The sequence below is a fragment of the Geobacillus thermopakistaniensis genome (assembly GCF_000498995.1).
Lineage (GTDB): Bacteria > Bacillota > Bacilli > Bacillales > Anoxybacillaceae > Geobacillus > Geobacillus thermoleovorans.
On record NZ_AYSF01000067.1, the window covers coordinates 21300 to 33304 of the forward strand.

At 48.4% G+C, this 12005-nt stretch carries 13 protein-coding genes and 3 pseudogenes; 10 read left to right on the forward strand and 6 right to left on the reverse strand.

What is annotated here, in order from left to right:
• The first annotated feature begins 169 nt into the window (after positions 1-169).
• The 3 genes from T260_RS126035 to T260_RS126025 are packed head-to-tail and all read left to right on the forward strand — an operon-like array spanning position 170 to position 1081.
• Positions 170-460 (forward strand): DUF3467 domain-containing protein, encoded by a 291-nt coding sequence (locus T260_RS126035; RefSeq protein ID WP_021321464.1) that lies wholly within the window; start codon positions 170-172, stop codon positions 458-460.
• Positions 460-855, forward strand: coding sequence for a hypothetical protein (locus tag T260_RS126030; RefSeq protein ID WP_023634263.1), 396 nt, complete (start codon positions 460-462; stop codon positions 853-855). Before T260_RS126035 ends, T260_RS126030 begins: the two co-directional genes overlap by 1 nt.
• A complete protein-coding gene (locus T260_RS126025) occupies positions 824-1081 on the forward strand; it encodes a DUF2283 domain-containing protein (protein WP_011232755.1) in 258 nt (85 codons plus the stop codon). The genes T260_RS126030 and T260_RS126025 overlap by 32 nt, the downstream gene beginning before the upstream one ends.
• 349 nt (positions 1082-1430) lie before the next feature.
• Here T260_RS126025 and T260_RS126020 read toward each other — a convergent pair whose 3' ends face one another.
• On the reverse strand, positions 1431-1883 hold the full coding sequence (locus T260_RS126020) for an N-acetyltransferase (protein ID WP_023634264.1): 453 nt from the start codon (positions 1881-1883) through the stop codon (positions 1431-1433).
• A 253-nt stretch (positions 1884-2136) separates the two neighbouring features.
• Between T260_RS126020 and T260_RS126015 the strand changes: the two genes are divergently transcribed.
• Both T260_RS126015 and T260_RS1000000140315 read left to right on the forward strand, forming a co-directional pair.
• Complete coding sequence (locus T260_RS126015; RefSeq protein WP_023634265.1) at positions 2137-3903, forward strand: GmrSD restriction endonuclease domain-containing protein; 1767 nt, start codon at positions 2137-2139, stop codon at positions 3901-3903.
• Between the two features lie 292 nt (positions 3904-4195).
• Complete coding sequence (locus tag T260_RS1000000140315) at positions 4196-4576, forward strand: hypothetical protein (RefSeq protein WP_225995682.1); 381 nt, start codon at positions 4196-4198, stop codon at positions 4574-4576.
• A 139-nt stretch (positions 4577-4715) separates the two neighbouring features.
• Here the strand turns inward: T260_RS1000000140315 and T260_RS126005 are convergent, their stop codons facing one another.
• Positions 4716-5738, reverse strand: a complete 1023-nt coding sequence (locus T260_RS126005) for an RpnC/YadD family protein (protein ID WP_023634267.1) — start codon at positions 5736-5738, stop codon at positions 4716-4718.
• Positions 5739-5908: 170 nt separating this feature from the next.
• A complete protein-coding gene (locus T260_RS126000; RefSeq protein WP_011232750.1) occupies positions 5909-6406 on the reverse strand; it encodes a L,D-transpeptidase family protein in 498 nt (165 codons plus the stop codon).
• Positions 6407-6639: 233 nt separating this feature from the next.
• Between T260_RS126000 and T260_RS125995 the strand changes: the two genes are divergently transcribed.
• A complete protein-coding gene (locus T260_RS125995) occupies positions 6640-6840 on the forward strand; it encodes a hypothetical protein (RefSeq protein WP_011232749.1) in 201 nt (66 codons plus the stop codon).
• Positions 6841-6883: 43 nt separating this feature from the next.
• Here T260_RS125995 and T260_RS125990 read toward each other — a convergent pair whose 3' ends face one another.
• Positions 6884-7357: a hypothetical protein gene (locus tag T260_RS125990; RefSeq protein ID WP_011232748.1), complete on the reverse strand. Its 474-nt coding sequence runs from the start codon at positions 7355-7357 to the stop codon at positions 6884-6886.
• 294 nt (positions 7358-7651) lie between these two features.
• Here T260_RS125990 and T260_RS125985 point away from each other — a divergent pair, with 294 nt between their 5' ends.
• Together T260_RS125985 and T260_RS125980 are read left to right on the forward strand one after the other, a co-directional pair.
• The gene (locus tag T260_RS125985; protein WP_011232747.1) at positions 7652-8584 is read left to right on the forward strand and encodes a DMT family transporter; all 933 of its coding nucleotides are present in this window, start codon (positions 7652-7654) and stop codon (positions 8582-8584) included.
• Positions 8585-8785: 201 nt separating this feature from the next.
• Positions 8786-9679: an Rpn family recombination-promoting nuclease/putative transposase gene (locus tag T260_RS125980; RefSeq protein ID WP_013524772.1), complete on the forward strand. Its 894-nt coding sequence runs from the start codon at positions 8786-8788 to the stop codon at positions 9677-9679.
• Positions 9680-9718: 39 nt separating this feature from the next.
• Here T260_RS125980 and T260_RS01000000138065 read toward each other — a convergent pair.
• A pseudogene (locus tag T260_RS01000000138065) lies at positions 9719-10270 on the reverse strand (substrate-binding domain-containing protein); the annotation flags it as partial.
• Between T260_RS01000000138065 and T260_RS125975 the strand changes: the two are divergent.
• Together T260_RS125975 and T260_RS1000000140650 are read left to right on the forward strand one after the other, a co-directional pair.
• Positions 10259-10717 (forward strand): annotated as a pseudogene (locus T260_RS125975) (carbohydrate ABC transporter permease); the annotation flags it as partial. The pseudogenes T260_RS01000000138065 and T260_RS125975 sit on opposite strands and share 12 nt — an antisense overlap.
• Positions 10704-11015, forward strand: a pseudogene (locus tag T260_RS1000000140650) (carbohydrate ABC transporter permease); the annotation flags it as partial. The pseudogenes T260_RS125975 and T260_RS1000000140650, both read left to right, overlap by 14 nt.
• Before the next feature lie 131 nt (positions 11016-11146).
• On the opposite strand, the gene T260_RS01000000138075 reads toward T260_RS1000000140650, so the two are convergent.
• Positions 11147-11944, reverse strand: coding sequence for an aminoglycoside adenylyltransferase domain-containing protein (locus T260_RS01000000138075; protein WP_023634271.1), 798 nt, complete (start codon positions 11942-11944; stop codon positions 11147-11149).
• Positions 11945-12005: the final 61 nt, after the last annotated feature.

A 12005-nucleotide genomic window follows, 5' to 3' on the forward strand; every position in this document is an offset into this window, starting at 1 on the left:
GGAAATGGCATCAGCGGAAAGGACGATGATTAGGCCGCCCCTTGGTGGGGCGGTTTATTTATAGGCATTTTCTATATACAGCGGTTTCCCTAATGAAATGAGTGCAAGAAAATTCTTTAAGGTATAAAATATAATTACAATACCGTTTTAAAAGGGAGAGGAAAGGTATATGGAAGGGAATATGGAAAAGAGGCCCTTCAATGTTTATTGTAATTCCATTAGTTTAAGTATGAGTCTTCATGATATCATCCTTAATCTTCAACAGCAATCGCCCGATGAGAATATATACCTCGGAAAGGTTACTATGAGCCCACAACACGCCAAACAATTTGCCTATTTGTTATTGAATTACATTAAGCAGTATGAAGAGATATTCGGTGAAATCCCTTCCCCGCCAAGCGAGGAAAAGATTCAGGAACTTTCGCAATTAGGTATTATTGGTGTGAAGAGTGAGCAATAATGGAAGGTAACAAGATCAATACAGACTACATATTTATAACTGAGGACCCTCTAGGCAGAGAGGTGCGGCTTAAAAGCACAACATGGAATTATCATATTGTTGGTGGGGATCATACAAGGGAAGAGTTTATAGGCCAAGAAGATATGGTCAAGAGCGTCATTCAAGATCCTTGTTTTATATTGCCAAATAATCCGGACGATCAGCATGATACAAGACAAAAATATATAGATCTTGTGCAATTGCCTAAGTTTAAGTCGCTAAAGGCATTGGTCGTTATTGTCGACCATGAAGATGAAGCGTATGGTGACGTTGTTACCGTCATCGCCAAAAGCAGGTTAAACCAAGAGACAGGAGGTGCGATTTATGTTCGTCCAAAATTTACAGGAAAACGTTAAATACTCCTATGACTATGATCACGATGTTCTTTATATTTATTTGGGCGAACCAAAAGTGTCGTACGATGACGAAGCAGCTCCTGGTGTGTTTATCCGGTTTTCTGAAGAGGATGAGGTCATTACTGGCATTGTGATTATGGACTACAAGAAGCGGGATATTGAGAGTATAAAGAAGTTTATACCGGTGAATATTAATTTTCATATGATTAACGAACAAATCCATTAGTTTTGGCCGATTTTGCCTCTGGCATGGACTCAACTATATCATCCTTCGCTACTTTAATGCGGATGGGGCGCACGAGCCGGGGGCAAAGCGGTTTTATTTTCTAGAGGGCTGGTGAAAAACGACCGATTTCGCCGAACCCGTTGCTTTCGGCTGAAAGAGAAGCGTTGATTTTACAGGACTTCTCAATTTGAGAAGAGATTCCGTTTTCCGCGATTTTTCACGAAATCACCAGCCTTCCAGTTTCGAACATACTCGTTTTTAGTTAAGGGTATAGAGAGCGAAACAGCGGAGGAAAAAAGGTTTTTCCAAGGGCTCTCCCTCCTTTCCCGCCATGCGGGTGGGAGGAGGGTCAAATGTATTTGATCATGGCTGTTTCATCGCAACAGTCGAGTTTCGGGCAATTGACACAGTCAATCCACACTTTTTCCGGCAGTGTTGATTTATCTACGATCTCAAACCCGCATTTTCGAAAAAACTCCACTTGGTACGTGAAGGAGATTAACCGCTTCACCCCGAGTCTGGCCGCTTCGTTCGCAATATGTTCAACGAGCAGGCGGCCGATTCCTTTCCCCATATGCTCAGGAGATACGACGAGCGAACGCACTTCCCCGAGATCGTGCCCTAGGATATGCAGCCCAGCGGTGCCGACGATTTGACCGTTTTCCCTGGCGACATACATGCATTGCAAGTGCTGGTAGATGGACAGCAGCGAGCGGGGCAACACCAATCCTTTTTCCGCATAGTGTTGGATGAGCGCGTGCATGTCTTTGACATCGCTCGTGACGGCATGGTCGATTTGCATTTGGATCCCTCGCGATCAATCGTCATTGTATATTTATAAATATACAATATTTTGTTTTTATATTCAACCACAGATTTTCGTTGGCTGGGGGATGTTTCTGCCAAACGCTGCGCGGCAGGAGGAACAAGAATGCCATTGTCGAAAGAATAAAGTGTTTTTTGGAAAGCAACAGGAATATGCATTGGATGATGGCATATTGGTCGATTGAATCGTATGGAAGTGTAGGGTTTTTCATGAAACGAGGGGGAAGGATATGAGCACGATTACCACGTTTGACAGTACGGTCGAAAGTTTGCTTGATTTGCTTGAAAGCATTCAGGAATGTCGAACACAGCTTCCTGATTTTCAGAGAGGCTGGGTTTGGGATGACGAGCGGATTCGGAATTTGTTGATCAGTGTTTCTCTCTCTTATCCGATCGGTGCGGTGATGATGCTCCAGACGGGAAATCCGAATGTCCGTTTTGCCTCAAGGCCGATCGAAGGGGTCGATAACGTGAACCAAGTGGAACCGGAACGGCTGATTCTTGACGGTCAACAGCGGCTGACGGCGTTGTTTCAATCATTGAAATTGAAAGCGCCTGTAGCGACAAGAGACAAGAGAGACAAGGCAATCAAACGGTTCTACTATATTGACATTGACAAAATGTTAGATCCGAACGTCGACCGAGAAGAGACGATCGTCAGTGTTCCGGAAGACCGGATCATTCGCGGACCGGGAGGGAGGGTTGTTCTTGATTGTTCTGACTTGGAGAAAGAATGCGAAGCGGGAATGCTTCCGGTGAATTTGCTTTTCGATCCTGCGGGGTTGTTGGCGTGGCAGACGCGCTATTTTTCGGATTCAACGAAAATTGCGGAACGGTCATTGAAGTGGCAAAAGTTGATGACGGACGTATTTCCCCGTTTTCAGCAATATCAAGTGCCTGTTATTATGCTTCGGAAGCCGACTCCGAAAGAGGCGGTTTGCCAAGTTTTTGAGAATGTAAACACGGGGGGCGTCTCTCTGACCGTCTTCGAGCTTCTTACCGCCACATTTGCGGCGGAAGATTTCAAGCTGAGGGATGATTGGGAAGAGAAGGAAGCAAAATTAAAGAGATCTGGAGAAATTTACAACAAAGTGTTGGCCGATATCAGCAGCACCGACTTCCTGCAGGCAGTTGCGTTGTTGGCCACGTACAATCGACGAAAAGCGGGGGACGGCGTGGCGGTCAGCTGCAAGCGGCGCGACATCTTGCAGTTGACGTTGGCGGATTACCAAAGATGGGCGGATCGGGTGACGGAAGGGTTTATTCAGGCGGCTCAATTTTTGCATGAGCAACATGTGTTTTCCGCGCGCGACTTGCCGTACGGCACCCAGTTGATCCCGCTGGCGGCCATTTTTGTCGAGCTGGGAAAAGAGGCGCACAATGTTTGTGTCCGTGACCGAATCGCCCGTTGGTATTGGTGCGGTGTATTGGGTGAATTGTATGGAGGAGCGACGGAGACGCGGATTGCCCGTGACGTGGTGGAAGTCGTCGAATGGATTCGCGGCGGTGCGGAGCCGACGACGGTGCGGGATGCCCATTTCGCCGCTGATCGCCTCTTCACGCTGCGCACGCGAAACAGCGCCGCTTATAAAGGGTTGCACGCATTGCTCATGAGGGAAGGGGCGCGGGATTTCTTATCTGGGGTGCCGATCGATATTCAGACGTATTACGGCGAATCGATTGATATTCACCATATTTTCCCTCGTGACTATTGCGAAAAACGGGGGATTGAGAAAGCGAAGTACGATTGCATTATGAATAAAACCCCATTGTCCTATAAAACGAATCGGATGATTGGCCGTGATGCTCCAAGTGTATATTTGAAGAAACTAGAGGAGAGGAAAGGCGTTTCGGCAGCGGTGTTGGATGACATCCTGCAAACGCATGTCATTGATGTGGCATCGATAAGAGCGGATGATTTTGACCAGTTTTTTGAAAAAAGAAGGCTGGCTCTGCTTGCGATGATCGAGCGGGTGATGGGTAAGAAAGTGGAGTGAGCGGGACGGGAGGATGTTGTAGGGGAGAGGTTTTGGTTTATATTTCAAGTTTCAAGGAAAAGGAACAAATGCCTTGGAACGACGTATTCGCAGGGAGATCAAAGGGGGAAAACTTGGTGGAAAAACAGGAACAGATACATTGGCTGCTGGACAGCAGACAAATGGAAATAGAATATTTATGAATTGGAAAAACTGGCGGTGCAACTGGCCGATATGCGAAGTTCGTTTGGATCGGAAGCTGTGCAGGGGTAGGGGGACGGAAAAAGGCACTTGTTATCGTTGGGGAGAGGGCATGAACCAACGGCTGTTTGCGGAGGAAATGTGGAAGTCGTTGCTGGATAAGCTGTACGAAGGAAAAATGGTATCGACGTTCAAAGGGAAGGAAGCGTTTCGCGTTGTTTCGTTTTCCGATGAGGGGGTTATTGTGCGATTGAGTTCGAAGGAGAAGGATGTGTTTCTAAGCAAGAAGGCGATGGTCAATGTGATTGAGAAGCTCATCGCCCATGAAGATGGCGTGCGGAAAAAAATGGTGGACCCGGAATTCCGTCTAAAGTTAGGGCTGTTTTTGCTTCACCCGTGGACGGAGAAAGTGGTGCGCCAGGAGGAGGGGAAACGCCGTCCGTATTTGTTGTTAACGGATGAAGCCCGTCAGCGATTGGCAAGCGGCGAGTAGAGGGATTGACACACTGGGAAGTGCGCTCGCTTTGGCGGCCAAAGGCCAAGGGAAAAGTCCGACTGTTGCTTGTTCCACACGCCAAGAGCCATAGGGAAAAGACCAGTGATAAGAGCCGCACGGTTGCGGCTCTTTGGCGCTATTGGATCGGCGGCTGATCGTTGTCCATTTCCTTCGCTAGGTCGGCGACTTCGGCGACGGTCAGTCCGGTTCGTTTGGCGATCTCGTGAATGGGAAGAACATCAAGCAAATTTTTGGCGATTTCGATGGCCTTCCGTTTTTCCGTTTGCTTGATCGCCTGCTCCTTTTCTTGCATGACTCTTTGCACTGCTTGTTCTTTTTCTTGTATCACTCTTTGCACTGCTTGTTCTTTTTCTTGTATCGCTCTTTGCACTGCTTGTTCTTTTTCCTGCATCACTTTCTTCAACATTTCTTCTCTTTCTTGTTCAAGTTCTTCGACTAACAGGCGAAACACTTTGTTCATTTTGATCCACTCCTTTACTTTTTCGGCGTATGACCGGTCGATGAATTTGTCTGTGGCGGTCAGAACGCCAGCGATGATGTGCAGCTGTTTCGGTTCGTCGCCGATCGCTTTCGCCAGCTCGATCGTTTTTTCGATCATCGTTTGCCGGTCGAAGCGGGTGTGCATGAGCGGCACGAGGATGAGTTTCATCGTTTCTTCCGGAGTGAGCGGTTCGCCGTTGTGGACTTTTTCTTCAATGGCATGGAAAATCGCATCGCCGTTGAATTCGCCAAGCAACACCGCTTTGGATGAAAGAAACACATCGCCGGCGTCAAGCTGTTCGCGGGCGCTCGTGACATCGCTTGTGTAGATCACAACGATGCGAATCGGGCGTATTCGTTTTTCCTGTTGATAGTATGTGTGAAGGATGCGGCAGGCATAATCAAGATACTTTAAATGGTTGTCGAGAAATCGTTCATTGCTTTCGTACTCCAGAAGCAAAATGGAATCGTCTTCGAGAAGAAACACGGTGTCGGCGCGCCGTTCATCCGCCCGTACAGACGGAAATTCGTTTGGAAGCAGTGCTTTGATCCGTGGGAGTCCGTGAAGTCCGTATACATCGAGGGCTTGGTTTTGGTACAATGCGCTCAGCGACTTGAACAAAATGTCTTTGGCGTGATGCGAGATCCCGCCTGGCATCGTCTTCACTCCATTCGCTTTTGACCTAATTATACTACTTGCCCGATCGATTGTCAGCTGCCATCGTGAGCGGAAACACGGTGTTCGTTCGGTGGGAGTGAATGACATCTTCTTGAAAAATAAAACGGGTTGTGACTCAGAACAGACGGATGAATGACGCTGTTTTGCCCTCACGGCCGGATAAACACTTCCGTTCCGTTCGGAACGATGGAGGCGAGTTCGAGCACGTCTTTGTTGTGCATGCGGATGCAGCCTTTGGATACGTATTTGCCGATCGAGGACGGGTCGTTCGTGCCGTGGATGCCGTAATGGACTTTGGATAAGCTGAGCCACATGGCGCCGAACGGACCGCCCGGGTTCGGCTGGCGGTTGACGATGACAAAATCGCCGACAGGCGTGGCGGTGACCATTTTGCCGACGCCGATCGGATACGTGCGGATCGTTCGTCCCCGGTGTTTTAACGTCAGCTGGCGGCGGCTGATCGAGATGTGGATCGTGTAGGGAATCGATCCTTTCGGCGGAAGGTGGGGGATGACGATCTCCTGCCCGGGAAAGATGACGGACGCGGCGGTCAAACCATTGGCGCGAAGGAGCGCCTCAACAGATGTGCGGTAGTCGCGGGCGATGGAGGCGATCGTTTCCCCGTGTTTGACGATATGTTTGTACATGGCATTTCGCTCCTTTTTTTCGCTGGATGGAGAAAATAGCTCCGATTGATGATACATTAGTGTATGAGAAGATTCGAATAAGGTTGCTCAAATGGGAAGAGAGTCTCATGCGCATGGCATGCGGCCGCCAATGCCGTATGAACGCGCTGTGCGTTAGTCTATACTTGACAGGGAGCGTTGCCTAACGGGTGTTTCTTGTCAAAACGTGTAGGTGAAAAAGGAGGATGGCGCGAATGAGAACGTTTGTCCTAAAACCGGAAGGACAGAAGGTTGATTATGAGCTGTATGCCGAGCTCTCCCCTGTCCCGCTTGAGATCATTGACGGCGATCTCTTTTTTACGAAAGAGGAGCGGGAAAACTTGCTTAAGCTGTTGATATACAATGTCGGCATTAATCGGACGCTTGAGATCATCGAGGAATGGAAGGAGCGGTGAAAGCGGCGCCCGGTCGATATCGGGGCCGCATCGATGTTGGGGGTTACGGGCGGTAAGGGAACAAAATGTTCTTTTCCCCTTTTTCTTTGGCGACGAAGACGTCTTGATGGATTTCGAACACGCCAAAAGCGCTATGGAACGTCTGAATGACGCGGACGCGATACACGTCGTGAAGCGGTTTGTTCTCATCAGACATCGACCATGACGACAGTTTTTCCACCTCATCGATGCGGTAGTCGAACGTCTCGACGCCGAAGTCTTGCATAAAGACGTGGGCGCGGCGCTGGATGTAGACGTCTTTTGGGAATTTCTTTTTCATAAGCGGGTGAAACAGCTCCCAAGAGCTGCCAAAATCCCCTGCCTGCTCGTAGCGGTAAAACGTGTCAACGATTTCCTTTGCCTCGTTCCGTTCGTTCGAAAGAAACAGAGACAAGATCGCCACCAACACGGCGACGGCAGTGAGAACCGCCACCCCAGTCCTGGCTCGGATCGTCTTTTGGCGGTAGCGTGGGAACATGGGGTCTCCTCTCCTCTCTGTTATACCATATGCACGATGGGCGGCGGATATGGGCAGGGAAAGGGCGGAAGCGCCGTGGCATGTGTCACAGGATAGACATACGGCCGCATTTTTTAGTCAAAAAATTCATCAGAGTGTAGTAAAATGGATGGCAGAAGTTGTTGGAAATGATGCACTAGCGTGAGAAACGGTGGTTTGTCCTATTTGGAGGCGGGTGAAAAGGCGGAGCGTTTAGGGCTCCGTTTTTCCTTTGCCGTTCCGCTGAAAACAGAGATGCAGGAGAGGTAGAGAGCGATGCGGAAATCATTTATTTATGCGCTGTTGGTCGCCATTATGGTTGCTTGGGGCTTGAACGTGACGGCGTTGAAAATTCTTGTGGAGCATTTTTCGCCCGTCGCGTTGACGGCGCTTCGCATTCTAACGGCCGGGTTGGTCGTGCTTTTGTTTTTATGGGGGATCGGCAAGCTTCAAAAAGTCAGTTGGAATGAGGCGAAACAGATTGGTTTGGCTGCATTGTTCAGCGTGGTGGCCCATCACTTCTTTTTAGCTTTGGGGCTCGCGAGGACGACGGCGGTGAACGCGGGCCTTGTTTTAGGGATGGTGCCGCTTGTGACGGCGCTGTTGGCGATCGTGTTTTTGGGACAGCGGCCGACGTTGTTTCGTTTGCTTGGCATCGCGCTCGGGTTTTTTGGCGTCGTGTTTGTCGTCGCGAACGGCGATGGCGGCCTCGGCCATTTGTCAATCGGGGATGTGTACATCTTTTTGGCCGTCTTGGCGCAAGGGATCAGCTTCATTATGATCAAAAAGGCGACGGTCGAGGCGCGGGTGATGACAGGGTGGATGCTCGTCTTCGGGTCGCTTTGGCTGTTTGTCTTAAGCCTCGTGCTCGAGCCGAGCGGCCTATCGAGTTTGAAAGAGGGTACGTTGCCGCTTTGGCTCATTTTCCTTGCTTCGGCTGTCGTGGCGACGGCGCTTGGCCATATGTTTTATAACCAGGCTGTTCAACATCTTGGCCCCGCTGAGTCGGCGGTGTTCATCAACCTCAATCCGCTCTTTTCGTTGCTTGGGGCGCACTGGTTGCTTGGTGAGCCGATTTCATGGATGCAGTTGGCTGGTTTTCTCTTCATCGTCGCGGGCGTGATGTTCGGCAGCGGGGGGATGGATGACGTGATCGCCCGTTTCCGCCGGGCGAAGGCGGTGGAGGGCGGAAGGAAGGCGGGGATGTAGTAGCCTTGGAATCCCCCACTTCTAGGCCTTGCGTGCAAGTGGCGAAACATTCATATCCAGGAATGGAGGGGGCTTCACATTGCGGTCGGCGTCTTGGCTGTCTCTTCTCGAAAAGGGACAGCCATTTTTGTGCCATCGGCAGGATTTTGCTTGATGATGTCGAAAAAGAGAATACGAAACGTATTCGTGTGAGGTGAATGTATGGCGATCGATCACGACCGGTTGTTCAAGGAGTTGTTGCAGACGTTTTTTGAGGAATTTGTGCTTCTCTTCTTTCCGGATATGCACGAGCATATTGATTTCAACCATTTGTCGTTTTTGTCCGAAGAGCTGTTTACGGACGTAACGGCTGGGGAGAAGTACCGCGTTGACCTGCTCGTCGAGACGAAGTTCAAAGGAAAAGACGGATTGATCATTGTTCACGTAGAAAACCAAGCGTACGTTCAATCGTCATTTCCAGAAAGAATGTTTCTTTACTTCAGCCGCTTGTTTGAAAAATACCGCACTCCGATCATTCCGATTGCCGTCTTCAGCTATGATGCCATCCGAGATGAACCCTCTTCGTTCACGCTCTCCTTTCCGTTTGGCGATGTGCTTGACTTTCGCTTTTTCCATGTGGAGTTGCGCAAGCAAAACTGGCGCCAATTCATCCGCACCGACAACCCGGTGGCGGCTGCGCTGCTTAGCAAAATGGGGTATACTGAAAGTGAACGAGTGGAACTGAAAAAGCAATTTTTGCGCATGTTGGTGCGTCTCGAGCTAGATGAGGCAAGACAGCGTTTGTTGATGGGCTTTTTTGAAACGTATGTGAAGCTGTCCGATGAAGAAGAACAACAGCTTCGAAGCGAGGTGGAACAAATGGAGACGAAAGAAAAAGAACGCGTGCTGGAATTGATCATTTCGTACGAGCAAAAGGGAAAAATTCAAGGCCGAAAGGAAGGACGGGAGGAAGGGCGCAAAGAGGGAGCGGAACAAGAAAAACGGCACATTGCGAAACGGATGTTGATGAAAGGGTTTGATGCGCAGACGATTCACGAACTGACCGGATTGCCTGTGACGGAGATTGAGGAAATGAAACAAAGCGGCTTCAAGTGAATGGAAATCAAACAGGCGGGGCAAAAGGCCAGCCCCGCCCTAGCGCGTTGGTTTTGCTGCTGTGGATTCCCGTTTGATCAGTTTCGTAGACAATAGCACTTCCTGAAAAGGTTCGTTCGGGTTGTCCCACCGCCATCGCAACAATTCCACCGCTCGTTTGCCGTAGCGCTTCAGGTCGATGTCGACGGTCGTGATTTTCGGCGTCGCGATTTGCGACAGCTGCCCGTTGTCAAAGCTGCAGACGGAAACGTCATCGGGCACTTTTAGCCCGTACTGCTGCAGGCCGGTGCTGACGAAAAAGCCAAGCCCGTCATTGACGCAAAACCAGGCGGTCGGCTGCCGCTTCAGCTCGCGGATGTAGCCTGCGATGACCGTTTCGTCCTCTTGCGCCTGGCAGAACATCCACTCCTCGTTCGGTTTCACTCCATAGTCTTTCAGCGCCAATAAGTACCCTTCCTACCGCTCTTGATAGCTCGGCGAATAGTGGACGTCGCCGACAAACGCGATGTCAGTATGGTTGAGCTCCAACAAATGCTGGACGGCCACATACGCCCCGAACCGATTGTTGGTCAGCACCGCATCGGTATTGACTGGCTCGGCTCGCCCATCTTAGCCCCGCTCGTCATTGCGCTCATGATGGCGTGGAAGTTTGTCGGCTATTATGCGCTGCTGTTTTTGTCCGGCTTGGAAAGCATCCCGAAAGAAGTGTATGAAGCGGCGGAAATGGACGGCGCGATTGGCTGGAAGCGGGTTTGGCACGTGACGATTCCGATGCTGTACCCTTCGTTTTATACCGTGACGATTTTGGCGGTCGGCCTGATGTTTGGCATTTTCACCGAACCGTATGTGTTGACAGGCGGTGGGCCAGAGTATGCGACCCATACGTGGCAGCTGGAGATTTACAACCAGGCGTTTGAAAAATTAAATGCGGGTTATGGAACCGCGGTCGCGATTATCAATTCGATCGTCACCTTTGCGTCGATTTTCGTCTTTCGCAAGGTGTTGGAAAAATGGGGTGGCAAACATGGCTGGGAGTAAAACATGGAAGGTCGGACTGCTTTATGTTTTGGCGTTTGCCGTTTTGTTCGTCATGGTGTTTTCGTATTGGTATATGGTGTTAGGCTCTCTTGCCCCATGGAATGAGGTCGACCGAAAGCTCATTCCGTCGTCATTGACGCTTCGCTCGTATGAATAGCTGTTTCAAGGCGGCGAAGATGTCGTGCCGCGTCCGTGGCTTCGGGCATTTTTTAACAGTTTGCTCGTCACGTCGGCGTCAACGCTGCTCATGCTTGTGACGGCCGTGATGGTTGGATATGCGTTGTCGAAAGTGAAATTTAATTCTTTACTTTCTGGAAGTCTTGAATAAATTTCATATAAGTCTTTTACAGTTTGTTTTATGTCTTCTTCTCCGCCAGTGCCATTTATTAGCGTAATGGGCTTCTCATTCTATTAAACTTAAGCCACCCGTTAGCTTAATAACTCTTGGACATTACTCGAAATATAATTTTTTAATATCAAAAGTTCATCTCTCTCAAAATCATAAGTATCATGTTCATTCGCATAACTATTAACCACTTTTTTTATGGTATTTTTTATTTCTCTTGGAAATGTTAATAGTGCCCAGTTACCTGCTTCTAGCTTTGAAGAAATAATTCCTTCTTTTAGATACCAAAAAACTCTAATTAAATTTAACGTACAATAAATAGGGTCCTCTTCGATATTTTCCAAACAATCTTGGAAATCCCCCATAATTGAAGATATATAATGCGAACGTGGAATCGAAGGGAAAACCTCCTCTATAGGTTTTCCTTCTACACAAACTCCTCGATTAGTTGTTATGGTCAAATGTGCAGCTAAGTCAGCATCAGTCTTAATATCTCCGTTTAAATATTGATATGACCCTGTTACCAAATCATCCTCATAACGTTCCCTCCAAAATTCACTGTAATGAAAATCAAACGGGCAAGGATGTCTCCAATTCTTTAATTGTTCTTCGTTCAGAAAACTTATTTCAACTGGAAATGGATTATTTGAACAAGATAGAAATAATTTTGCTAATTTCCTTTTGTTTTCTATTGTCATTGATTTACTCGTAATAACCAAAATATCAATATCACTACTATTCGGATTAAAGCCTCCCATTGCTAAAGAACCGTGAATGTAAAAACCAATAAAATCTTGCTTTACTATTTCTTTAGTCTCACTTAAAATACGAAAAACAAAATTTCTTATATCAGATGGGCACGTTACCCAATTATAAGCCATTATTGAATACCTCCATACCTGCTTTAATTAACCGCACCCGATAGTTTAATATTTTTATTTT